The 23,031-nt window shown below is 39.2% G+C and carries 22 protein-coding genes and 1 riboswitch; of the genes, 15 read left to right on the plus strand and 7 right to left on the minus strand.

What is annotated here, in order from left to right:
• Positions 1–2: 2 nt before the first annotated feature.
• The 3 genes from IGJ87_RS00760 to IGJ87_RS00770 all read right to left on the minus strand — a co-directional run bounded on the left by IGJ87_RS00760 (position 3) and on the right by IGJ87_RS00770 (position 3,212).
• Positions 3–743, minus strand: a complete 741-nt coding sequence (locus IGJ87_RS00760) for an amino acid ABC transporter ATP-binding protein (protein WP_002317066.1) — start codon at positions 741–743, stop codon at positions 3–5.
• A gap of 12 nt (positions 744–755) precedes the next feature.
• Positions 756–2,348, minus strand: a complete 1,593-nt coding sequence (locus tag IGJ87_RS00765) for an ABC transporter permease subunit (protein ID WP_002297081.1) — start codon at positions 2,346–2,348, stop codon at positions 756–758.
• Between the two features lie 137 nt (positions 2,349–2,485).
• Positions 2,486–2,660: riboswitch (Lysine riboswitch) on the minus strand.
• Between the two features lie 255 nt (positions 2,661–2,915).
• A complete protein-coding gene (locus IGJ87_RS00770) occupies positions 2,916–3,212 on the minus strand; it encodes a hypothetical protein (protein WP_002293448.1) in 297 nt (98 codons plus the stop codon).
• 175 nt (positions 3,213–3,387) lie between these two features.
• Here IGJ87_RS00770 and IGJ87_RS00775 point away from each other — a divergent pair, with 175 nt between their 5' ends.
• From IGJ87_RS00775 to IGJ87_RS00785, 3 genes are read left to right on the plus strand one after another with little or no spacing between them, the layout of a single operon-like run.
• Positions 3,388–4,113, plus strand: coding sequence for an NAD-dependent protein deacylase (locus IGJ87_RS00775; RefSeq protein WP_002297083.1), 726 nt, complete (start codon positions 3,388–3,390; stop codon positions 4,111–4,113).
• Positions 4,106–4,948, plus strand: a complete 843-nt coding sequence (locus IGJ87_RS00780; protein WP_002294234.1) for a chorismate mutase — start codon at positions 4,106–4,108, stop codon at positions 4,946–4,948. The genes IGJ87_RS00775 and IGJ87_RS00780 overlap by 8 nt, the downstream gene beginning before the upstream one ends.
• 2 nt (positions 4,949–4,950) lie before the next feature.
• Positions 4,951–5,472, plus strand: coding sequence for a transcription repressor NadR (locus tag IGJ87_RS00785; protein WP_002294232.1), 522 nt, complete (start codon positions 4,951–4,953; stop codon positions 5,470–5,472).
• 242 nt (positions 5,473–5,714) lie between these two features.
• On the opposite strand, the gene def is transcribed toward IGJ87_RS00785, so the two are convergent.
• A complete protein-coding gene (gene def / locus IGJ87_RS00790) occupies positions 5,715–6,278 on the minus strand; it encodes a peptide deformylase (RefSeq protein ID WP_002289284.1) in 564 nt (187 codons plus the stop codon).
• Between the two features lie 250 nt (positions 6,279–6,528).
• Here def and rpsO point away from each other — a divergent pair, with 250 nt between their 5' ends.
• The 5 genes from rpsO (at position 6,529) to IGJ87_RS00815 (ending at position 13,678) form a co-directional block, all read left to right on the plus strand.
• Positions 6,529–6,798, plus strand: coding sequence for a 30S ribosomal protein S15 (gene rpsO / locus IGJ87_RS00795; RefSeq protein ID WP_002289282.1), 270 nt, complete (start codon positions 6,529–6,531; stop codon positions 6,796–6,798).
• A gap of 187 nt (positions 6,799–6,985) precedes the next feature.
• Positions 6,986–9,112: a polyribonucleotide nucleotidyltransferase gene (gene pnp, locus IGJ87_RS00800; protein ID WP_002317067.1), complete on the plus strand. Its 2,127-nt coding sequence runs from the start codon at positions 6,986–6,988 to the stop codon at positions 9,110–9,112.
• Between the two features lie 509 nt (positions 9,113–9,621).
• On the plus strand, positions 9,622–9,888 hold the full coding sequence (locus IGJ87_RS00805) for a GlsB/YeaQ/YmgE family stress response membrane protein (protein ID WP_002289280.1): 267 nt from the start codon (positions 9,622–9,624) through the stop codon (positions 9,886–9,888).
• Positions 9,889–10,031: 143 nt separating this feature from the next.
• Positions 10,032–12,023 (plus strand): KUP/HAK/KT family potassium transporter, encoded by a 1,992-nt coding sequence (locus tag IGJ87_RS00810; protein ID WP_002289279.1) that lies wholly within the window; start codon positions 10,032–10,034, stop codon positions 12,021–12,023.
• A gap of 353 nt (positions 12,024–12,376) precedes the next feature.
• On the plus strand, positions 12,377–13,678 hold the full coding sequence (locus tag IGJ87_RS00815; protein WP_002294228.1) for a hemolysin family protein: 1,302 nt from the start codon (positions 12,377–12,379) through the stop codon (positions 13,676–13,678).
• 129 nt (positions 13,679–13,807) lie between these two features.
• Here the strand turns inward: IGJ87_RS00815 and IGJ87_RS00820 are convergent, their stop codons facing one another.
• From IGJ87_RS00820 to IGJ87_RS00830, 3 genes are all read right to left on the minus strand, one after another.
• Positions 13,808–15,178 carry an MATE family efflux transporter gene (locus IGJ87_RS00820; RefSeq protein WP_002289277.1) on the minus strand — a complete coding sequence of 457 codons (1,371 nt, stop codon included), beginning with the start codon at positions 15,176–15,178 and terminating at the stop codon, positions 13,808–13,810.
• A gap of 181 nt (positions 15,179–15,359) precedes the next feature.
• Positions 15,360–15,683 carry a DUF960 domain-containing protein gene (locus IGJ87_RS00825; RefSeq protein WP_002289744.1) on the minus strand — a complete coding sequence of 108 codons (324 nt, stop codon included), beginning with the start codon at positions 15,681–15,683 and terminating at the stop codon, positions 15,360–15,362.
• A gap of 325 nt (positions 15,684–16,008) precedes the next feature.
• Positions 16,009–16,617: a 50S ribosomal protein L25/general stress protein Ctc gene (locus IGJ87_RS00830; protein ID WP_002299254.1), complete on the minus strand. Its 609-nt coding sequence runs from the start codon at positions 16,615–16,617 to the stop codon at positions 16,009–16,011.
• Positions 16,618–16,946: 329 nt separating this feature from the next.
• Between IGJ87_RS00830 and IGJ87_RS00835 the strand changes: the two genes are divergently transcribed.
• The 7 genes from IGJ87_RS00835 (at position 16,947) to IGJ87_RS00865 (ending at position 22,847) form a co-directional block, all read left to right on the plus strand.
• A complete protein-coding gene (locus IGJ87_RS00835; protein WP_002289747.1) occupies positions 16,947–17,663 on the plus strand; it encodes a 16S rRNA pseudouridine(516) synthase in 717 nt (238 codons plus the stop codon).
• A 12-nt stretch (positions 17,664–17,675) separates the two neighbouring features.
• Positions 17,676–18,371, plus strand: a complete 696-nt coding sequence (locus IGJ87_RS00840) for a YjjG family noncanonical pyrimidine nucleotidase (protein ID WP_002317068.1) — start codon at positions 17,676–17,678, stop codon at positions 18,369–18,371.
• An 83-nt stretch (positions 18,372–18,454) separates the two neighbouring features.
• Entirely contained in the window at positions 18,455–19,084 is a 630-nt protein-coding gene (gene udk / locus IGJ87_RS00845; protein WP_002289751.1) for a uridine kinase, read from the plus strand.
• A 502-nt stretch (positions 19,085–19,586) separates the two neighbouring features.
• Positions 19,587–20,189 carry a TVP38/TMEM64 family protein gene (locus IGJ87_RS00850; protein WP_104770839.1) on the plus strand — a complete coding sequence of 201 codons (603 nt, stop codon included), beginning with the start codon at positions 19,587–19,589 and terminating at the stop codon, positions 20,187–20,189.
• A gap of 21 nt (positions 20,190–20,210) precedes the next feature.
• On the plus strand, positions 20,211–20,699 hold the full coding sequence (locus IGJ87_RS00855; RefSeq protein WP_002296548.1) for a GNAT family N-acetyltransferase: 489 nt from the start codon (positions 20,211–20,213) through the stop codon (positions 20,697–20,699).
• A gap of 323 nt (positions 20,700–21,022) precedes the next feature.
• Positions 21,023–22,396: a hypothetical protein gene (locus tag IGJ87_RS00860; RefSeq protein WP_002317071.1), complete on the plus strand. Its 1,374-nt coding sequence runs from the start codon at positions 21,023–21,025 to the stop codon at positions 22,394–22,396.
• On the plus strand, positions 22,380–22,847 hold the full coding sequence (locus IGJ87_RS00865; protein ID WP_002317072.1) for a YaiI/YqxD family protein: 468 nt from the start codon (positions 22,380–22,382) through the stop codon (positions 22,845–22,847). Before IGJ87_RS00860 ends, IGJ87_RS00865 begins: the two co-directional genes overlap by 17 nt.
• Positions 22,848–23,031: the final 184 nt, after the last annotated feature.

Consider the following 23,031-nt stretch of genomic DNA (forward strand, 5'->3'; position numbering starts at 1 on the left):
TCCTAAGCATTTAAAATACGTGAAAGGAATTCTTTTGTACGTTCTTCTTTCGGATGGACAAAGATATCTTCTGGTGTACCTTCTTCTGCAATCACACCTTTATCCATAAAAATGACACGGTCAGATACATCTTTTGCAAATTCCATTTCATGCGTTACAATAAGCATCGTCAAGCCAGTATGTGCTAAGTCTTTGATCGTATTAAGCACTTCACCAACCATTTCAGGGTCTAACGCCGAAGTAGGTTCGTCGAATAGCAATACATCTGGATTCATTGATAATGCCCGAGCAATTGCGACACGCTGTTTCTGTCCACCAGATAATTGTGCTGGTTTGGCTTCAATATAACGATCCATACCAACTTTTTCCAGATTTTCGATTGCTACTTTTTTGGCAGTTTCTTTATCACGTTTCAGGACAGTTGTTTGACCAGACATACAGTTTTCCAAGACATTCATATTGTTGAACAGGTTGAAGGATTGGAAAACCATACCTAGATTCGTTCGATATTTAGGTAAATTATATTTAGGAGCTAATACATTTTCTCCATTATAAATGATCTCGCCGCCTGTTGGTTTTTCCAGTAAATTGATACAGCGCAAGAAAGTAGATTTACCAGAACCGGAAGAACCGATGATCGTCACAACTTCACCTTTATTGACTGTTACGCTGATATCTTTCAATACTTCATTTTCACCGAAGCTTTTTCTTAGATGATTGATTTCAATAATTTTTTCATTCATGATTCTTCCTCCTTATTCCTGCAAATTTGAATTGTCGATTTCTTCAAGCTTGGTATAAGCTGAAGGACCATCGATTTTCTTTTCTACCGCCCGCAGGATTCTGGTGATCGTAAAGGTCATGACTAAGTAGATGATCCCGACGATCGTAAATGTTTGGAAGAATTGGAAATTCGCACCGGAAGCAGAGTTTCCTTGGAAGAACAAATCAGCTACGCCGATTACACTTAAAACTGCTGTATCTTTGATATTGATAACAAACTCATTTCCTGTTGCTGGCAAGATATTCCGTAAAACCTGTGGAATAACAACTTTTCTCATCGTTTGGCCATGGGTCATACCAATGGCTTGCGCAGCTTCGAACTGCCCTTCATCTACTGCAAAAATCCCCCCACGAACGATCTCTGTCATGTAAGCTCCAGTATTGAGAGAGACAATAAACAAAGCGGCAATCGTTCGGTTCAATGAAATGCCAAAAGCGAGTGCCAGACCGTAGAAGATGACCATTGCTTGTACCATCATCGGTGTTCCGCGGAATACTTCGACATAGATAGAAAGAAGTGCATTTCCGATTTTTTGGAAGAAGCGAGTCAGTGCATTTCCTGATTCAGGTACCGAACGGAAGACACCAATCAGTAATCCAAGTGTAGTACCGACAACTGTCCCGATCAATGCGATGAACAAGGTAAGTCCAGCACCTCGTAAGAACATATTGCCGTATTGTTTCCAAATCGTAGTGAAATCAGAAATGATGCCAGGTTTTTCTTCACTATCAGTTGCAGCAGGCTGATCTTTGACTGCTTGGTCCATAATTTTGGTTCGTTCATCGTTAGAGATGCCAGAAAGAATCTGGTTTACTTTTTGGATATCCGGGTCGCCTTTACGCATACCAACAGAAATCTGAACATCTTCCGGGTTTGTCTGGAAACCATCTGCACCGCTGAATTCAAGCATTTCCAAGTCTTTGTTCACACTAGTTGCCGTTACACCTTCCGGACGTTCGCTGACATAACCATCGATCATTCCAGAAGCTAAAGCTGTTCTCATTGCTGAGAAATTATCCATTGCTTGTTGTTTCTGCACATCTGGTATCTGATCGATCACAGTATAGTGGAATGTATTTAACTGAGCAGTGATCTTTGCTCCAGAAAGATCTGCTAAACTTTTTGCTTTTGCATATTTGCTATCTTTTTGAACTACTACTACTAATTGTGATTCGTAATAAGGATCGGTAAAATCAATTTCTTTTCGTCGTTCAGCAGTAGGGCTCATTCCGGCGATGATCGCGTCGATCTTGCCTGATTGAAGGGCAGGAGCCAGACCATCCCATTTCGTTTGGACGATGACTAATTTTTTCCCTAAACCATCTGCTACTTTTTTAGCGATTTGAACATCATAACCGCCGGCGTAACTATTTTGGCCTTGAATTGGCAAGGCATTATTCTCATCTGTTTGTTGAGACCAGTTGAAGGGTGCATACCCAGCCTCCATACCTACGCGAAACTCATCGCTCGGTGTTTTTTCATCTGCATTTGCCAGAGATCCCACGCTGAATAGTGAGAAGACAAAAGCAAATAGTACGGCAACTGAAACCATATTTTTTTTCATTTTTTTCTCCCTTTCTGATTATATGATACACGAGCGGTCTAGATGAAATGCGGTAAAGCTTTATCTGAAAAAATAAAAAGCGACCGATTTATAGATATAAAAAGGCCGCTAAAATTCCATAAGGTGATAAACCTCTCACAAAACATAGCGCAACTTAGCATCACTGCTAAGACAGTCCGCAAGCTCTTAACTTGCGTCCCAACATACACTCCAAGCAAAAAAGTGCACATTTCGGCGATCCTCCCTATTCCTGCTTCTCCATGTTTGCTTCACTCCACAGGGTTAATGATTCTCGCGACCTCTACCTCATTGATTGAGGCATCTCGTATTCAGTTATTTATACAAAAAAAGTTTACGATACTCGAGAGGCTTTGTCAATCTATAACTGCTGTTTTTTGAAAAAATACTGATAAATATAGAAATCTTTACTTTTACCGAAAAAACAATCAAAATGTGAATCATCTATCCATTGTAAACGATAGTATAATTATACACAAAAATGTATGTAATGCAATAAAAAAAGAACTAGAACAGAAAATTTCCTGTGTCCAGTTCCATCTCGATCATTTAAGCTGCCGCTTTCTTTGGCTCACGTCCTAGGATCGCTTGCAAAAGAACAACGACGCCATAAATGGCTAATATTAGATAAATCAAACTTGAGTATTGGGTGATTCCCCAGCCCCATGTTCGATATACGGCTAATGTAATGGCTAAAACAATTGCGGCAATCACGTTGAATAAAGCAAAAGCCCAAAGATTTCCATTTTCTTTGCGTACAAGATAAAAAACAGAGAAATAAACGCTTAACGCTAACCAGGCGATACAAGCCAGAATAACGCCCCAATAAATAAAGAATGGTAACATATCGATTCACCTCACTTTTATACAGCAGTATTGTAACACGTTTTCATTCTTTTGTCAGTGAACATTGTGATGAATTGCTCAAATGCCCATAACACTTTTTTATTCCCATTTTTCTGACTTTTCAACAATAAATTTGTTCGAGTATGGGCTATAATGGAAAGTGAGGTGACAAAACATGAAACAATTAACAGTAGACGAAGCAGCAAAAGAGATATTAGCTTATCAGCAAATTACATTTTTGACCGGTGCAGGGGTATCCACACCTTCTGGAGTGCCAGACTATCGATCTTTGTCAGGAATCTACCACGGGATGGAGCAGCCGGAATACTTGCTGAGTCATCAAGCAATGGTGAATGAACCGGATAAATTCTATCAATTTGTCAAAAAGATTTATCATCCTGAAGCAAAACCCAATATCATTCATTTGGAAATAGCACATCTAGCGAAAGAAAAAAATGTTTGGGTTGTTTCCCAAAACATCGACGGTTTGCACGCAAAGGCTAAAAGCCCGCAACTCGTCAATTTTCATGGGAGTCTGTATCAATGTCATTGTCGAAAGTGTCAACAAACGGTAGACTGGAAAGAATATCTTCACAGCGACAAACATCAAGCTTGCGGAGGACAAATACGCCCAGACATCGTGTTATATGGTGAAGGGTTTCAAGATGGAGTCATGGAGCAGGCGGCTTATGCCGTCAGCCAAGCAGAGCTGATCGTCATTGTTGGAACGAGTTTTCAAGTTCATCCGTTTTGTGATCTGGTACAGTTTCGCCAGCCGTCAGCCAAAATCTTAGTAATCAATCAAACGCCTGTTTATTTAGCGGAGCCTTATACGTTTATTCAAGAAGACGGAGCGGTTGTTTTCAAAAAAATACAAGAATTAGGAGCAGATTATGACTGAATTCAAAACCGAAAAAGAAAAAATGATTGCAGGCGAGCTTTATTTTGCCAATGATCCTGAGCTGGTTGCCGACCGTATGTTTGCAAGAAGTCAAAGCCAAATCATCAACCAAGCAGAATCAGCGGAACTGCGATCCCAATTGTTGAAAGAGACTTTTGGCCGTACAGGGAAAAAAATCTATATGGAGCCAGTTATCAATTTTGATTACGGATATAATATATTTGTTGGGGAGAATTTTTATGCAAATTTCAATTGTACATTTTTAGATGTCAGCACGATTGAAATCGGTGATAACTGCATGTTCGCTCCGAATGTCCAGCTTTACACGGCGACGCATCCACTACATCCAGTGAAACGTAACAGCGGTCTGGAGTACGCAAAACCCATTAAAATCGGTAATAATGTTTGGTTAGGCGGAGGAGTTATCGTCACGCCGGGTGTCACTCTAGGGGACAACGTAGTAGTCGGCGCAGGTTCGGTTGTGACCAAATCTTTTCCCGACAATGTAGTGATTGCAGGAAATCCTGCTCGTATCATCAAGACAGTAGAGGAAGAACTAACAGAAGAGTCTCTTGAAACATTACGTCATAAGATCGATATGATCGATCGAGAGTTGGTTGCTTTATTAGAAAAAAGAATGGATACGGTAACTAAAATAGGACAAGTGAAAAAAGAAGAAAACCAAGCAGTTTATGATGCAAAAAGAGAGCAGCAAGTATTGGATAAAGTTGTTAGTCTTCTGAAAAATAAGGGATATAAGGAAACAATAACAGACACGTATGTTGATTTGATGAAACACTCGCGCGAATACCAAAACAAAATGAAGGAGGAATAAGTGTGATCGAAGGAGAGACACGGCGAAAACAAATCATGCAAACCTTGGCAAATACAGAAAAACCAGTGAGTGCTAGCAAGTTTGCGAAAACTTTTGGAGTCAGCCGTCAGATCATTGTAGGCGATATTGCTTTACTACGAGCTGCAGGTAAAAGTATCGTGGCAACAGCAAGAGGTTATATCCTCGAAACAGAAGAAACCAATACTGGGCACATCAGTAAAATCGCTGTCCAGCATGGAAAAGATCAAACAGAAGAAGAACTGAGACTAATCGTTGAAAATGGTGGAGAAATCATTGATGTAATTGTGGAACATCCCCTTTACGGTGAGTTAGCAGGAACTTTGCACATCAAAACGCCACAAGATATCGATTCCTTTATGAGACGTTATCAAAAAAGTAATGCTACTTTGTTATCCGAATTAACAGGCGGCATCCATCTGCATACGATCCGCTACCCAGAAAAGCATATGCTGAAAAACATCAAACAAAAACTAGCTGAAGCAGGAATCCTCTACGAAGGATAACATCGTAGCTGCTACTTTTTATCCTAGAAACTATTCTATCATCTCTGAGATAAACACCCATATGGAAAAAATAAGAAAAGATGCGTATCCAATACACAGAATTTTTTGGAATTGCGATTTCTAGATGTCTATCTAAATTTCGATTAGTGGAGAAACATAAAAAAGGGAAGTGCAGCTTTTGAGCACTCCCCTTTTTTATAAAGCTTTCTTGTAGCATAGTATCGAAGGAACCTGCCAATTCTCTACTCGATTACCAATACGCCTTCTTTTAGTGCAAATGGATTTTGATCGTTGATGTGGTCATAGAACATCACACCGTTGATATGGTCGATTTCATGTTGAACGACGATCGATTCATAATTCTTCAAACGAATCTTGTGTTTTTCACCATTCATATCATAATAAGACACAGTGATTTTGGCATGGCGAACAACATATCCTGGTACTTCTCGATCAACAGATAAACAGCCTTCACCTTCCCCTAAACAAGCATCTTGAACAGAATGGCTCAAAATTTTAGGATTATACATAACAGTACTTAGAGAAGGTCCATCTGCCTCTGGGTCAGGACTTGGTACGTGAACAGCAATGATTCTTTTAGAAATATCTAATTGAGGAGCAGCTAAGCCAACACCGCCTCGTAAGTGTAGTTCTTCAGCTTTGATTGGATCTTGGCTGTTTTTTAAGAACTCAAGCATCTCTTTTCCTAAAGAGATATCTTCTTCGCTTAATGGAAGAGAAACTTCTTTTGCAACTTCGCGTAAGGTCGGATTTCCTTCACGAATGATATCATCCATTGTAATCATGGAATATGTACCCCTTTCTTAAAAGACTGTGTTTCAAGTCTATTTTCGCATTATAGTTTACCACAAAAATGGAAAAGTAGTAGTAAGATTGTTTGAAAACTACCTTTTCTTAATGATTAACTACTTGATTTTCAACCCGGTTTCAGGTAAAGTATAGCTGTGTGCTCTAGGCACATGACCTGCCACTTGGTTAAGCGAATCACCAACGTTTTACTCAGTCGCAGGGGAATAATCGAAAGAGGTGAAAGAAATGGCAATTTCAAAAGAACGCAAGAATGAAATCATCAACGAATACGCTCGCCATGAAGGGGATACTGGTTCTCCAGAAGTACAAATCGCTGTATTAACTGAAGAAATCAACCACTTGAATGAACATGCACGCGTGCATAAAAAAGACCATCATTCATACCGCGGCCTAATGAAAAAAGTTGGTCACCGCCGTAACTTGTTAGCTTACTTACGTAAAACTGACGTTCAACGTTACCGCGAATTGATCAAACGTTTAGGCTTGCGTCGTTAATTGTAGTCAAAAAGAGTGGGATTCACATGAATCTCACTTTTTTTACTCGTATATCAATTAAGTAAAATTCCGTGATCAAGCTAGATGGACTCCTACTAACCAAATGAAAGCTGCTCAAAAGACGGCTTTCGGCAGTTTTCATTTGTTTAGTAGCGTCTTGCTTTCACGAGAAGGAAAAGGAGAAGTTATGTCAGAAAAACAAGTATTCAAAACGACATGGGGCGGCCGTCCCTTACAAATCGAAGTCGGTCAGCTAGCAAAACAAGCAAACGGAGCCGTTTTAGTCCGTTATGGAGATACAGTAGTCTTAAGTGCAGCTGTGGCCTCTAAAGAAGCAAAAGATACAGACTTTTTCCCATTAACGATCAATTATGAAGAAAAAATGTATGCAGCAGGGAAAATCCCTGGAGGTTTCATCAAACGAGAAGGCCGTCCAAGTACGGAAGCAACATTGACTGCCCGTTTGATCGACCGTCCAATTCGCCCGATGTTTGCAGAAGGCTTCCGTAATGAAGTCCAAGTAACGAACATCGTGATGAGTGTAGAAACAGACTGCTCGCCAGCTATGGCAGCAATGCTAGGTTCTTCTTTAGCACTATCAATCTCAGATATCCCATTTGACGGCCCAATTGCAGGCGTAGAAGTTGGTCGTGTAAATGGCGAGTACGTCTTGAATCCAACAGTAGAACAAGCAGAACAAACAGATATCGAATTGACTGTTGCCGGAACGAAACAAGCCATCAATATGGTTGAAAGCGGCGCGAAAGAAGTTTCAGAAGAAGACATGCTTGGTGCATTGCTGTTTGGTTTTGACGCTATCAAAGAGTTAGTTGCTTTCCAAGAAGAAATCGTTCAAGCAGTAGGGAAAGAAAAAATGGAAGTGACTTTACTGCAAGTTGATGAAGTATTGAAAAAAGAAATCTTTGATGCTTCTTACGCTACAATGAAAGCAGCAGTAATGACTGAAGAAAAACTTGCTCGCGAAGATAATATCGAGCAAGTGAAGATCGATATCCGCGAAGCTTATGCTGAGAAATTTGCAGGTCATGAAGATGAAGATCACTTGTTGAAAGAAGTTAAACAAATCACAGAAGATCTTGAAAAAGATGTCGTACGTGAATTGATCACCATCGATAAGATCCGTCCTGACGGGCGTAAATTGGATGAAATCCGTCCATTGTCATCAGAGGTCAGCTTATTGCCACGTGTACATGGATCAGGTTTGTTCACACGAGGACAAACACAAGCTTTATCAGCTTGTACACTCGCACCTCTAGGAGAGCACCAAATCATTGATGGTTTAGGGGTGGAAGTCAGCAAACGATTCATCCACCACTACAATTTCCCTCAATTTTCTGTTGGTTCTACAGGACGTGCAGGCTCTCCAGGGCGTCGGGAAATCGGACATGGCGCATTAGGTGAACGTGCGTTAGCACAAGTAATCCCTTCAGAAGAAGAATTTCCTTATACGATCCGTTTAGTAGCAGAAGTATTGGAATCAAATGGTTCTTCTTCCCAAGCAAGTATCTGTGCTGGCACATTAGCATTGATGGATGCAGGTGTACCAATCAAAGCACCAGTCGCCGGTATTGCGATGGGACTTGTTTCTGATGGTGAAAACTATACGATCCTAACTGATATCCAAGGGCTGGAAGATCATCTTGGCGATATGGACTTTAAAGTTGCCGGTACAAAAGATGGTATCACTGCTTTACAGATGGATATCAAGATTCAAGGAATCACAGAACAAATCCTAACTGAAGCATTAACTCAAGCAAAACAAGCACGTATGGAAATCTTAGAAGAATTGACTTCAACGATTGCTGCTCCACGTGAAGAATTAAGCCAATATGCACCAAAAATCGAAATGATCCAGATCGAACCTGCTAAAATCAAAGATGTTATCGGTAAAGGCGGCGATACGATCAACGGAATCATCGATGAAACTGGTGTGAAAATCGATATCGATCAAGATGGAAAAGTAAGTATTGCTTCAGCTGATGCAGAAATGATCAAAAAAGCTATCAAGATCATCGAAGATTTGACCAAAGAAGTCAAAGTTGGTGAAGTTTATCTAGGGAAAGTTGTCCGTATCGAAAAATTCGGTGCATTCGTCAACTTGTTCAAAGGAAAAGATGGACTTGTCCATATTTCCCAATTAGCAAACGATCGTGTCAATAAAGTCGAAGATGTTGTTAAACTAGGTGATGAGATCCTTGTGAAAGTAACTGAAATCGATAAACAAGGACGCGTAAATCTGTCAAGAAAAGCAATGTTGAACGAAGATGGTTCAACGAAAAATGAAGAAAAATAATTTAATTCATAGGAATAATGTACTTGTGATCGTGAAGGTGACAGGGGGACAATAATTATTCGAAAAAAGGGGACTGTGACAAAAGCCGTGTCACAGTCCTTTTTTTTCGAATAAACGGCGTTCAAAAGCTTGCATCAAGTAATAAGTCCAGCCAAGTTAAAAACATTAGGAGCTGTTTTTACTTGGCTGTTCTTATTACTTGATGCAGAACAGCTTTTTTACAACCTCTCCAATAAACGATGTTCAATCAGCTGTCCCTCGATATTAGCTCAAAAAAAACGGCAAAATATGAGGAACTATTTTTCCGTTTGTTTCTCTAATACTCAGGTCAAACCGCTGATTTCACAACCTCTGATTCACGGTGTTCCAGAAGCAGCTTCTACGGAAATAAGCTGAACACTTTTGTTACAACTTCTTTTTTTCTGGAGTTTCTTGGCGCATATTTTTGGAGTCCTTCTGAATAAAGCGTAAAATAAAAGTGAGAAATATGGATAAAGGAGGGAAAGGAGATGCTGAATTTTTTATGGTCGTTATTTATCGGCGGTATATTAGGTTTGATAGCTGGCGCAATTTTAGGAAAGGAAGTCCCGGGAGGCGTATCTGGAAATATCATTATCGGTTTTTTAGGTAGTTGGCTCGGCGAATTTTTACTAGGACCACTGGGACCGGAACTCGGCGGTTTTTATTTGATACCAGCATTATTGGGTGCAATTTTTTGCCTTGCTCTTTATTCATTTGTGGCAAGACGTATCAGAGAACGTCCAAAGAAAGAATAATTTTATTCAAATAAGTTGACACTTCAGTGTGTTACTTGGATAATTAGAAGCAATTTAGGAAAGCGGGTGTCATGGATAAGAATATCATCTATCATTCAAGCTTACCTAAAGGATATCCATATAACAAGAAATGAGGGAAAAACGTGGCAACAACGCACAATACCAAAAAGATATCAATGGCTGGCCTGCTTGTAGCGATGGGAGTCGTCTACGGAGACATCGGGACAAGTCCGCTTTACGTTATGAAATCGATTGTTGAAGATAATGGCGGATTGTCAGGAATCAATCCTGATTTTGTTATCGGATCAGTCTCATTGATTTTTTGGACATTGACTCTACTGACAACAATCAAATATGTCGTGATTGCATTGAATGCAGATAACCATGGTGAAGGTGGAATTTTCTCACTCTACACACTTGTCCGAAAAGGTGGGAAATATTTGATCATTCCTGCAATGATCGGAGGAGCTGCCTTACTAGCAGATGGGGTATTGACCCCTGCTGTGACGGTAACGACTGCGATTGAAGGCTTGCGAGGAATTCCGCAGTTTTTTGACCGGTTCGGTAATAACCAGAACGTGATCGTCATTATCACTTTAGTTATTATTTTTGTTTTATTCATGGTCCAACGCTTTGGTACAGATATTGTCGGAAAAGCATTCGGACCAATCATGTTCGCTTGGTTTACTTTTTTAGGCGTAATGGGATTAATGAACTTCAGTCAAGACTGGACAGTTATCCGTGCACTGAATCCTTATTATGCTATCCAGCTGCTTTTTAGTGCAGATAACAAATTAGGCTTGTTCATTCTTGGAAATATTTTCCTGGCTACGACAGGTGCAGAGGCGCTTTATTCCGATCTTGGACATGTCGGCAAACGAAATATTCGTCTGAGCTGGCCTTACGTCAAAATTTGTTTGGTTATCAATTATTTTGGGCAGGCTGCGTGGTTGTTGAATGTTTATCAAAACCCTGAAGCACAGCAAATCAAGAACCTGAATCCATTCTTCCAAATGATGCCTCAAAGTTGGATCGTGATCGGCGTTGCTTTTGCAACAGTCGCTGCAGTCATTGCTTCGCAAGCATTGATTACAGGTTCGTTTACGCTAGTTTCAGAAGCAATCAAGTTGAAACTGCTGCCTCGGTTAAAGATCATGTATCCTGGGAACAGTATCGGGCAAATGTATATCCCAGCAGTCAATCTGATTTTATGGATCGCCTGTTCTCTAGTGGTTGTCACATTCCGAACGTCTCATCATATGGAAGCTGCTTACGGTCTATCGATCACTGTGACGATGTTGATGACAACAGCACTGCTTTACTTTTATCTTATCCAAAATGGGCATTCTCGTTGGCTTGCATATTTAGTTACCTTTTTCTTCGGTGCGATAGAAGTCGTTTTCTTTATCTCAAGTGTTGTCAAATTCTTCCGAGGCGGTTTTGTAGCCGTTCTGATTGGTTTGATCATCTTAGTCGTGATGTTTATTTGGGAACAAGGGAACATTATTCGCGAATCGTCAACCGAGGATGTGTCTTTGAGAGATTATATCCCGCAGCTTAGAGAATTACGTGATGATACTTCTTTACCAATCTATCAGACAAATGTGGTCTTCTTGGTTCCTGATATGGCTGAAGATAAAGTTGGCCGACAGTTCATCTATTCGATTTTAGATAAACGGCCTAAAAGAGCACGAGTCTATTGGTTTGTTCATGTGGAAGTGACGGATGAGCCATATACGAAAGAATATCAAGTAGATATGATGGACACTGATTTTATTGTCCAAGTGAATCTGTTCTTAGGTTTCAGGGTCCAACAGGAAATCAACGTATATGTTCGCCAAGTCATCCATGATTTGATGAAACAAGGCCGTTTGCCAAAACAGCCACAAAGATACTCTCTGACACCAGGGCGAGAAGTTGGCGATTTCCAATTTGTCCTGATTGATGAAGTAGTTTCCAATGTGACAACTCTAGGAAAATGGCAACGTCAAATCATGCAGGCAAAACTGGCAATCAAAAAAATCGCTACCTCGCCAGAAACATGGTTTGGGCTAGAGTACAGCGAAGTAAAACATGAAACTGTTCCGCTTATCATTGGAAATACTCGGAAAACATGGTTGAAAGAGCGGTTGTGAAAGTAGCGCTTTGACCTGAATTAATGTCGAATGTCAGCTACTTGAACACCGTTTATCAGAGGTCATGAAAAAGCTGTACTGCAACAAGCAGTAAGAACGAGCAGATAAAAACAACTTCTCATGTTTTTCATCTGTTTGGGCTTAATGCCGCAGATGCAAGCTTTTGAATACCGTTTTTATCAGAGGTCATGAAAAAGCTGTTTAGCAACAAGTAACGCAATGATTTTGAAGTGATAAGGAGATGTGGCTGAAAAATGCCGCATCTCCTTTTTTATTCCTAAATATGAATACGCATTATTTTCAATCTTTTTGTAGAAAAAGGGTACAATAGAAAAAGAGAAAGGCGGGAGAATATGGTTATCAATTTCATTATTTTATTTTTGATGATTGCAATTACTTCATTTTTTGTAGCAAGTGAATTTGCTTTAGTGAAAATCAGACGATCAAGATTGGAACAACTAGAAAAGGAAAATGTAAAGAACGCCAAGCTAGCTCTTCATGTTACACACCATTTAGATAACTATTTATCAGCTAGTCAATTAGGAATTACGCTAACCGGTTTGATCATCGGGTGGGTCGGTGAAGGATCTGTCGCGGCTTTACTAGAACCAGTGATCGGTAAACTACCTTTTAGTTCGGCTATTAGCAGTACAATCTCTGTGGCGCTGGGATTTATTTTAGTTACGTATATTGATGTGGTTATTGGCGAACTGCTTCCTAAGAGCTATAGTATCGTCAATACGGAGAAGGTCGTCTTGTTCGTAGTTAAACCACTTCATTATTTTTATAAAGTAATGTTTCCTTTTATTTGGGTATTGAATCATTCAGCTGCAGGGCTAGGGAAGCTATTAGGTGTGCGTCTCGTATCTGAAGGAGAAGAGACATTGTCTCAAGAAGAGCTGACATTAGTCGCATTGAATTCTTATGAAAAAGGAGAGTTGACCAAAGAAGAATATCATTATTTGGAAAACGTGTTTGAATTTGATGATACCTTGGCAAAAGATATACAAGTAGACCGTACGTCCATGCAAGTATTCGAAGCTTCAGAAACCGTCAAAGAAGCGATAAAAGCTTCGATTGAACAAGGACATACTCGCTATCCGGTTATCTTAGAATCAAAAGACAATGTTTTAGGTTATGTCACCTTGCCAGATTTGATCAAGCAATCTTATAAAGATGACCAGCTGACAGTAGAACAGTTGATTGAAGAGCCGATCGTAACAACTGAAACGATCCCTATAAAAAAATTATTGACGATCATGCGAAAAAAGGGAAAGCATATTGCTATCTTAAAAGATGAATACGGAGGGACAAGCGGCTTAGTGACGATTGAAGATATTTTAGAAGAAATCGTCGGCGAAATCCGAGATGAGACAGATTTGGACGAAGCATTGATAGCGGAACAGTCAGATGGCTCTTATATCATCTCCGGCAAACTAACATTAGATGATTTCCAGCGTTATTTTCATGTAGAGATTCCAGAGTTTGAAGAAACGAATTTTACTACACTTGCGGGCTTTGCTTCTAGCCGATATAAAGAAATAAAAGCAGGAACAATCATTGAGATTGCATCATTCCGTTTCACGGTATTAGAATACCAGCATGCACATATCGATTATTTCAAAGTAGAGTCCACGGAAAGAAAAACAGAATAAAAGAAAAAAGGCTGTGACATTTTTTGTCACAGCCTTTTTGTTATCTAAAAAACCTGTTTTCGGTAAACGAAGAAGATATTTTCAATAAAAGTTTTCATTTTTAGCCGCAACGATTTCTTTTAATCAAGGCTATCTTGCTTCTGCATGTTCTAATGTGAAATGTTCCTCTTCACCCATGTGTTTCAATTGTTTCATCGAACGCATATAAGAGTAAAGCAACACGGCAACAGAACCGATCCAAGCTAAAGGAGAAGCTGCTGCTGCTCCTGGGTATCCCCACATTCCTGTAAGAACGATAGCTGCAAAAGAACGCATAAGCAATTCCATCATACCGGCGATCGTAGGGATCTTGCTTTGTCCAAGCCCTTGAAGTGTGTAACGTAAAATGAACAGGACTGCTAAGATCCAGTAAAGAGACCCATTGATATTGAAGTAGGTTTGTGCTAATTCAAATACACGTGTTTCTGATGGGCTAACAAACAATTGAACAAAGAAATGACCGAAGAAAATGACGATAGCACCTGCTAAGAGACTAAATCCGACACTCATCAATAAAGTTTGACGTACCCCTTGCAAGATTCGGCCATATTCTTTCGCACCATAGTTTTGTGCAGTGAAAGTTGCCATTGCAATACCAAATGACATCATCGGCTGATTTGCAAATTGGTCGATACGACCAGCAGCGGCTTGAGCAGCTACGACATCTGTCCCTAGACTATTTAGTGCTGCTTGTAACACGATAGCACCAACAGCGATGATCGAAGATTGAAACGCCATTGGCAAAGCAGCGTTTAGGTGTACAGCAAACTCTTCTTTTTCAAATTTGAAATCTTTTTTGCGTAACTGTAACAAAGGCATTTTTTTCTTGATATACACTAGACACAGTACGCTGGAAGAAACTTGTGCGATTACTGTAGCAATAGCTGCACCTTCCACACCCATGCCAAAATAGATAATAAAGATCAAATCAAGTACGACGTTGATGATGACCGCAATGATCAGAAAGAATAGTGGTGTGCGGCTGTCACCAAGTGCGCGAATGACATTAGAAAGCAAATTGAAACTGACTGATGCAAAGATCCCTAATAAAATAATTGAAATAAATGTTTGTGCTTGATCAAGTATTTCAGGAGGAGTTTGCATCAATTGAAGCATCGGACGAATAAACAGGAGACTTAGGACAGTTAAAATCACAGTGACGACAAGACTAATGACAACACTAGCAGCAAAACTTTTCTTCAGACCCCGATAATCTTTTGCACCGTAACGTTGTGCGGTAATAATGGCTAAACCAGCTGTTAAACCTTGGGCAAAGCCAATGATCAAAAATGTCAGGCTTCCAGTTGCACCAACCGCTGCCAGCGCATTTTTACCTAGCGTCTGACCCACGATGATCATATCGATCATATTGTAGAACTGCTGAAAAACATTTCCGATCAGTAAAGGAACAGTGAACATCAAAATCAGTTTAGCGGGGCTTCCTTTTGTTAAATCGCGCATCTTTTAAACTCCTTATATCTTTAAAATTTAGTTAGTAGTATATAGCGTTTATCCTGAGAATACCAATTAGAAATCAATGATAATTTATGAAACTCCATAAAAAGAAGCCAAGAATTGAGTCAAAGAATCAACAACTTGGCCTGGTCTGTAAAATAAGGGACATCCACGTTTATCTATCACCTTAATATTGTCTGATCTCACTTGGTAAAAGGATCGTTTCTCTCGTACCGTCATCATAGGCGTATACTTGAGCAGGAAATTGGTTCGAATAGGCAAACGGCAAATCAATATCCATTTCCACATTGCTTCCTGCTTGAGAAAAATGCATCGTCACTTTTCCACGATTTTCGATCAAATCAAAGGTTAATATATTTTCTAATGGAATGACTCCCTTAAGATCTAGGTCAATAATAAACCATATACTGTCAATCAATTCATCTGGCAAACTTGATACTACACCAACTGAAGCGTAACGGTTGCGGCTGCTATCAAAACTTTCAAACATCTGTTTAACCTCCTTCGAATCAACGAATGTTTTATTTTTATAATTAATCCTAGGATAAACTAGAAATACTTACTTCAACGAGGGTTCATTCTAATAAAGAATCAGGAAAAATGCAACAATAATTGAATACTTTTTTTCAAAGTATAAATTTTTATAAAGGTACGATAAAAGTATGCGAGGAAAAGCTTGGTAAATTAGGATTTTTCGTTTGCAAAGCTATTTGTAAAAGTGGAAGCCTCATATGAAAATAAACGATTAGAAAGAAAAAAAGGCGTGTTAAAAGCTGCTGACCCGCCGCTTCTAACACCACCTGATTGTTTCAGTATTATTCTTCTGTTGAACCGATTACTTCTGGTTCGCCACCTTCACCTGTGCTTTCTTCTTCTTCACTTTGAGCGACTACAGCAGCGATTTGCTCTTCACTGTCGGTCACGAATTTGTAATCGTCGTTTTTTGGAAGATCGGCTACTGTAATAGAATCACCTAATTCCAAGTTTGTCACGTCAACTTCAATTCGTTCAGGCAATTTGTCTGGTGTAGCAGATACGACTACTGTATACAAGTTTTGAGCTAACACTCCACCAGATTTAGCACCCACTGATTCGCCAACAAGAACGACTTCTGTTTCGACTTCTGTTTCTTCCGACATGTTTACAGATAGAAATTCTGCATGTTCGAAATGATTGGTAAAAGTGTTCGTTTGGATCTTGTGAACCAATGTATTGACTTTTTGTCCATCGATGTCCATCGTGATGACTGTGTTCGCTCCATGCTCACGCAACAATTTGCTTAGTGTCAAACCATCGAATGAGATAGGGGTACTTTCTACTTTATACCCATAAACAACAGCTGGAACTTTCCCTTCGTGACGAAGTTTGTTTCTTAATGAACGGGGACGTACTTCTCTTTTACTTACTTCTAATGATACTGACATAACCAAAATTCCTCCTTAAAATGTGACTGTCTGCTTTGGTAACGGACAGATTTTATTTAAGTGAATTCTAAAGGCTAATCTCGTGCACATCATCGAAGGCAGGGCGCTTAAAAAAGCGCAAAAGGAGAGATGCGCGCATCTCCCCTTAGAAAGTCAGGATTCAACTTTTCTCCACCAGGTCATTACGCTGTGTATGAGAAATCCAATTCACTTTACTATTTAACCGTAACGTGAACTGTTAATTAAGTCAAGGAATAACTATGATGATGTATTTGCAAGCAAGAATATTCAAGGTATAATTAATTAGTAGTAATAAGAAAGGAAACAGCATGCGTTTAGATAAATTAATAGAAGAAAAATTAGAAACGACACGCAAGGAAATGAAGCGGCTGTTTGCTTTGAAGCAAGTGATGATAGATGGCACAGTCGAATTTCGACAAAATCGAAATGTAGATAGTTTACTGCATCAAATCGAAGTAGCAGGTGAACACTTAGAAACAAATGAGTCCTATTATCTTCTCAATAAACCTGAAAAAGCTGTTACAGCTGTATCAGATCCAGAAAAGACGACAGTAATCGATCTGATTGCAAGTGCCGATCGTTTCCAACCATTATATCCAGTGGGAAGACTAGATAGAGATACAACAGGACTATTGCTGATCACTTCGAATGGACAATTGGGATATGAAATGCTACTTCCAGAAAAAAAGGTTTCAAAGACTTATCAAGTAGTTGTGAACGAAAGGGTGACACCGGCAGACGTAACAGCATTTGAAAATGGAATCGTATTCGCTGATGGGTATCAATGTAAGCCGGCTGATTTAAAAATACTCAAAGCAGACAAGCACCAAAGTACGGTTTTATTGACGATCCAAGAAGGAAAATTCCATCAAGTCAAAAAGATGTTCTTAGCCCAAGGAAAGAAAGTGACCGCATTGAAACGGCTAAGCATGGGACCATTGGAATTAGATGAACAGCTAGGAGTAGGCGAGTATCGATCGTTGACATTAGCAGAGATGAAAAAGTTAAGTATTTATTTTAAATAGGAGGTCAAAAAGATGAAATATAAAACTTTATTGTTCGATGTAGATGATACATTGTTAGATTTTCAATTAACTGAAGCCAATGCTTTAAGTGCTTTGTTTGCAGAACAAGGAATCACATTGACACCAGAAATCGAAACCAGCTATAAGGCTTTGAATCATCATTTATGGCAGGAGTTTGAAAAAGGCAGACTATCACGAGAAGAAATAATAGGCAGTCGTTTTGGGTTACTTTTCCAGCAATTTGGGAAAACAGTAGATAGTGATCAAATGGAAAAACGCTACCGCCACTACTTGAACCAAGGTCATGATCTTGTTCCAGGAAGTCTAGAAATCCTGAAAAAGGTCCATCCGCATGCTGAACTTTATATTGTGACGAACGGTGTGTCGCACACGCAACATCGGCGATTAACAGATGCAGGAATGCTTGATTACTTCAAGGATATCTTTGTCTCAGAAGCTGTCGGAGCGCAAAAGCCGATGAAAGAATTTTTTGATCATGTCTTTTCCCACATTCCTAATTTTGATAAAAAGCAAACTGTGATCATTGGTGATTCTTTGACTTCTGATATCAAAGGAGGAAATATGGCAGGGATCGATACGATTTGGTTCAATAGAAATAAATTACCAGAAATCGAAGAAATCCAGCCTACTTATCGAATCGATTCATTAGAGGAACTTTATTCATTATTGGAAATTGAAAAGGATTAATTTTCAGAAAAATATAGCATTTTCGTGTTTTTTCGCTATAATAGATTAGAATGAAAAAACGGATACGAAAGAGGTTTTAGTCAATGACAAAAAGCAAGCCAATTATCATTGGTGTGACGGGTGGATCCGGAAGCGGAAAGACAAGTGTCAGCCGTGCGATTTTCAACAACTTCCCGGACCATTCCATCATGATGCTTGAACAAGATTCTTATTACAAGGATCAGAGCCATTTGAGTTTTGAAGAACGATTGAACACAAATTACGATCACCCATTTGCCTTTGATAATGATCTGCTGATTCAGCATGTAGGCGACTTACTGAACTATAAAGCCATTGAAAAACCCGTGTATGACTATGTAGCGCATACAAGAAGTCAGGCAACGATCATTCAGGAACCAAAAGAAGTGATCATTCTAGAAGGAATCCTGATTTTAGAAGACGAACGTCTGCGTGACTTGATGGATATCAAAGTATACGTAGATACAGATGATGACATTCGTATCATTCGTCGTATCAAACGGGATATGGAAGAACGGGGACGCACATTGGACTCCGTGATCGAACAATATTTGACAGTTGTTAAACCGATGTATCATCAATTTATCGAACCAACGAAGCGCTATGCGGATATCATTGTTCCAGAAGGCGGAGAAAACCACGTTGCTATTGATTTGATTACAACAAAAGTAGCTAGTTTCTTAAACCATAAATAGTGCGCAGCGAAACAGTTGAACGGACTGCGACCGTTTGAAAAGCAAGGATTCTGCTTTTTGAACAGTCACCAGCCAACTGTTTTTTTATTTATAACAAGAGGTTGTGAAAACAGCATCTTGACCTGAGTATTAAAAGAAGAAACGGAAAATAGCTGTTTATATTTTACCGTTTTTTGAGCTAATACCGAAGGTCAGCTGATTGAGCACCGTGAAGTAGAGGTTGTAAAAAAGCTGTCTTTGCATTAAGCGATAAGAGCATCCAAATAAAACAGCTCCTCACGTTTTTCGTTGGGTTGGACTTATTATCGTAGATGCAAGCTTTTGAACACCGTTTAACGAGAGGTTGTAACAGAAGTGGTCAGATCCAATAAATAAGAAGAAACTTACGAAAATTATTTCTCGAATTTGTGTGAGATTTCGACTTATTTTTTTGAAGAAGCTCTTTTGTCGCACCCCCTAAGGAGGCAGTTTTAATAAATGAAAAAAGATGTGGGGAATATAGATGTCTAAAAAAGGATCAGTTTTACAAAAATGTCTTCAGATCATGCCCGTTATTGGTCTGTTGTTTTTCTTTGTGTTGATTCTTTATGCTTATCATCATGGGATTTTTCGATCGAGCACGTCTTTGCAAGTGTTTATCCAGCAATTTGGCAAGTATGCAGTGATGATATTTGTTCTGCTGCAAGTGATCCAAGTGATCATTCCTATTTTGCCGGGAGGGATCTCCTCAGTAGCGGGCATGCTGATGTTTGGCAATGGATTTGGGCTTTTATATAGTTGTATTGGCCTAGTGATTGGGGAAGCAATCGGATTTTTACTTGTCCGTTACTATGGCGTAGCCTTTGTCCAGCTTATTTTATCGCCAAAAAAGTATCAGAAATTTGATGAATTGCTGACAAGAAAAACGAAAGATATCAAAAAAGTACTAGTCGTTACCTTGCTGCTCCCCTTTGCGCCAGACGACTTGATCTGTCTAGTAGCTGGTTTGACGAAATTATCTTTTAGGGAATTTATGCAGATTGTGATTTTCTTGAAACCATGGTCGGTAGGTGTGTATAGCATGATCATGCTCTTTTTATTCCATCAAGCGCAAGGTCATTTATAATGTAAAAAAGGACGTGGGTGTATGGAAAAAATAAAAGTAACAGAAAATGAACTGGATGAGCTGATGGCAGTCATACAAGAAGTATGGCCGGAAGCTTTTGTGCCGATCATTGGTCAAAAACAAGTGGATTACATGCTGAAAACTTATCAGTCAAAAAAACAGATTCAAAAAGAACTGACAGAAGGTGTGTCCTACTTTTTATTAAAAAGCGAAGAAAAGACGGTCGGTTACACTGCTTATGAAGAGATAAATGGAAAAATTTATTTAAGTAAATTATATTTGCTAAATAAAGTACGTGGCCAAGGATTGACTTCTTCGGTTTTTCGCTGGTATGAAGAACTTGCTGCGCAAACAAAGGAAAGAGAGATCTTTTTGCGAGTGAACCAGGGAAATCATCAAGCAATCGAGGTTTATAAGCATGAAGGGTTTGAGATTACAGAAGAACTTATTTCAGATATCGGTCAAGGATTCCAGATGGTTGATTATAAAATGAAAAAAGCTCTCGCATAAACATAGGAACTGTGTTAAAGTAAATTTATGCGACGGGTCGAGAAGGACTCTGGTTTACAGAGTTCCTAATTGATTTTGGAGGCACAGGATAATTGATTTCTATCTTTATCACCTGCCGGATGCAGGGGTGTCGGACAAGACTTTTGTGGAGAAGGGCTTGTCTGCTTGAGTAATCAAGTACCGTAAAAATACAGAAAGAAGCTTATGCTTCTTTCTGTATTTTTTTTTTACAAGAATATATTCTGTAAAATTGGTTTATTTCCCCTTTAATGCTAAAATCGAAGAGCAGATTAGTTATAAGACTGTTTAAGGGAGCCATTGTCATGTTCGAAAAACTCAAACGATTTGGGCGTAATTTTACACAAACAACGCCCTTTATCTTAAGTAACACGGTTATTTTTATTCCTTATCTTTTATTTTTGGGACTAACAGACTCGCATAATTGGCTGACGATTTTGCCATTTACGCTGTTTTATGCCTTTCGGATGACTGGACTATTTTTAGTCAACAGTCTACGATTTGGTCTAGATAGTTACACGTTGCTGATGATCGCTCTGCTGATTGGTGGTGCGGGTTCATTGCTTGGAATATTAGGCGTATTTTATTTTCCTTTATTTTATTTTTCAAGTGTTTTGCTAGGGCTGAGTGCAGCATGGCTTGTACCTGCTAATACCACGGTCAATTTTCACGAAAAGACGCAAGGTTTTATCAATATGGATGGGAAAAAGTACTTATTTGCAGCTATCTGGCTATTTCTCCTGTATCAAGCGATTGAGTTGCCTGCACCGACTCAGATTGCAGCAAGCTTTACTATTTATACACTTTTTTACGTTATGGCCTACCATACGGTTAGTCATTATCCGCGTTACGAACTGGATTTCAAAGACATCAAAAGAAATCTGGTAGCTACGCGAGAGCTTGTTTTATTTTTGATATTCTTTGGCTTATTGTTTCTTTTGAGAAATGCCCGATTGTTATTCGATGAAAGGCTTTTTGATCTTGCTATTTATGGTTTCTTGCTGCTGTTCATCTTGTTCGTGTTTGTTTTAGGACACCAGAAGAAGGAATGGAAGTTGCCAAGCTGGCTAAATTTGTTTACTTTTCTAAATGGAATGCTAGGGAATTTCCTTTTTTTGTTTAGCAGTTTTTATGTTGGCATACTGTACGGATTAGAAAAACTTTCGATTTTTATGTATTTGCCTTATGCAGCAGGCTTGATTGCAGCAAAAATAGTCGGACCATGGATTTTGAAACGTTTATCATGGTCTCCATTGGCTATGCAATTGCTTGGACTGAGTTCTTCTTTATTGGTCCTCTTGATTCCAAATGGTTTTGCGATAGGTGTCTTTCTGCTTAGTTTCTGGCACGTAGTAACAGGCAGCTGGCTAAATAAGGAATATTATCAAACTGATGCAGCTATTCCAATGGATCGCCGGATCGTTGTCAAGTATACTACTCAAAATAAAGGGAGTGTGATCCACCAGTTTTTATTGATGACGCTTTTGTTTATTTTAGCAAAAGAAATGGGAGAGCCAATCCATCTATTATTGATCACGCTGAACCGTGAATCAGTGCCGATAGAAAGTGTACAACTGCTTATCTTGGCAAAATGGATCAATGTTGGTCTTTTACTGAGCGGATTAGTAACTGTTTATCATTTATGGAAGAAGGCGAAAAAGAATGAGGCTATTCATTGATGGAGATGGTTCTCCAGTAAAAGAAGATGTCATAAAATTAGGAGAATCCTATGGTCTCGACGTGATTATCGTAACCAGTGTGGACCATTATACGACCAAAGAATACGCTAATCATGTCCAAATCGTCTACGTAGACCGCGGAGCTGATAGTGCGGATTATAAAATCGTCGGTATGGTTAAGAAGAATGACTTTTTGATCACGCAAGATTATGGTTTAGCTTCACTTGTATTGCCGAAGGGCCTCCGAGTGTTCCATCACTCTGGAAAAGAATTTGACGAAGCGAATATCGGCACGCTTCTAGAACAACGTTATCATAGTGGAAAGTTAAGAAAAGCTGGCATAAGGACAAAGGGTCCAAAACCCTTTACGGAGAAAGATCATATGTCTTTTCGTCAAGCGTTAAAAAAGGCAATTGACCAAGGTTTACCAAGTACAGAAGATAGTAGGTAACGAAGGTATTTTATTTATGCTCGAATACACCAAAAAAGGAACAGGGAAACAGGATAAATGGATTCCTTGTTCCTTTTTGATTGTTCTTATTACTGGGTGCAGAACAGCTTTTTCACATTTTTTATTCTCGGTGTTTCAGAAGTAGCCTCTTCGAAAAATAAGCCGAATTTTCACAAAAATTTGA

Origin of the sequence: Enterococcus sp. DIV1411a (genome assembly GCF_050531945.1) — a bacterium.
GTDB lineage: Bacteria > Bacillota > Bacilli > Lactobacillales > Enterococcaceae > Enterococcus_B > Enterococcus_B faecium.

What these genes read in the sequence shown, in the direction of transcription:
- IGJ87_RS00805 (WP_002289280.1), top strand. Translation starts at nt 9,622, where the DNA reads ATGCTGAATTTTTTATGGTCGTTATTTATCGGCGGTATATTAGGTTTG.
- IGJ87_RS00850 (WP_104770839.1), top strand. Translation starts at nt 19,587, where the DNA reads ATGTCTAAAAAAGGATCAGTTTTACAAAAATGTCTTCAGATCATGCCC.
- IGJ87_RS00835 (WP_002289747.1), top strand. Translation starts at nt 16,947, where the DNA reads ATGCGTTTAGATAAATTAATAGAAGAAAAATTAGAAACGACACGCAAG.
- IGJ87_RS00765 (WP_002297081.1), bottom strand. Translation starts at nt 2,348, where the DNA reads ATGAAAAAAAATATGGTTTCAGTTGCCGTACTATTTGCTTTTGTCTTC.
- def (WP_002289284.1), bottom strand. Translation starts at nt 6,278, where the DNA reads ATGATTACAATGGATGATATCATTCGTGAAGGAAATCCGACCTTACGC.
- IGJ87_RS00865 (WP_002317072.1), top strand. Translation starts at nt 22,380, where the DNA reads ATGAGGCTATTCATTGATGGAGATGGTTCTCCAGTAAAAGAAGATGTC.
- IGJ87_RS00815 (WP_002294228.1), top strand. Translation starts at nt 12,377, where the DNA reads ATGGTTATCAATTTCATTATTTTATTTTTGATGATTGCAATTACTTCA.
- IGJ87_RS00780 (WP_002294234.1), top strand. Translation starts at nt 4,106, where the DNA reads ATGACTGAATTCAAAACCGAAAAAGAAAAAATGATTGCAGGCGAGCTT.
- IGJ87_RS00855 (WP_002296548.1), top strand. Translation starts at nt 20,211, where the DNA reads ATGGAAAAAATAAAAGTAACAGAAAATGAACTGGATGAGCTGATGGCA.
- IGJ87_RS00770 (WP_002293448.1), bottom strand. Translation starts at nt 3,212, where the DNA reads ATGTTACCATTCTTTATTTATTGGGGCGTTATTCTGGCTTGTATCGCC.
- IGJ87_RS00820 (WP_002289277.1), bottom strand. Translation starts at nt 15,178, where the DNA reads ATGCGCGATTTAACAAAAGGAAGCCCCGCTAAACTGATTTTGATGTTC.
- IGJ87_RS00840 (WP_002317068.1), top strand. Translation starts at nt 17,676, where the DNA reads ATGAAATATAAAACTTTATTGTTCGATGTAGATGATACATTGTTAGAT.
- IGJ87_RS00830 (WP_002299254.1), bottom strand. Translation starts at nt 16,617, where the DNA reads ATGTCAGTATCATTAGAAGTAAGTAAAAGAGAAGTACGTCCCCGTTCA.
- IGJ87_RS00825 (WP_002289744.1), bottom strand. Translation starts at nt 15,683, where the DNA reads ATGTTTGAAAGTTTTGATAGCAGCCGCAACCGTTACGCTTCAGTTGGT.
- IGJ87_RS00860 (WP_002317071.1), top strand. Translation starts at nt 21,023, where the DNA reads ATGTTCGAAAAACTCAAACGATTTGGGCGTAATTTTACACAAACAACG.
- rpsO (WP_002289282.1), top strand. Translation starts at nt 6,529, where the DNA reads ATGGCAATTTCAAAAGAACGCAAGAATGAAATCATCAACGAATACGCT.
- IGJ87_RS00760 (WP_002317066.1), bottom strand. Translation starts at nt 743, where the DNA reads ATGAATGAAAAAATTATTGAAATCAATCATCTAAGAAAAAGCTTCGGT.
- pnp (WP_002317067.1), top strand. Translation starts at nt 6,986, where the DNA reads ATGTCAGAAAAACAAGTATTCAAAACGACATGGGGCGGCCGTCCCTTA.
- IGJ87_RS00775 (WP_002297083.1), top strand. Translation starts at nt 3,388, where the DNA reads ATGAAACAATTAACAGTAGACGAAGCAGCAAAAGAGATATTAGCTTAT.
- udk (WP_002289751.1), top strand. Translation starts at nt 18,455, where the DNA reads ATGACAAAAAGCAAGCCAATTATCATTGGTGTGACGGGTGGATCCGGA.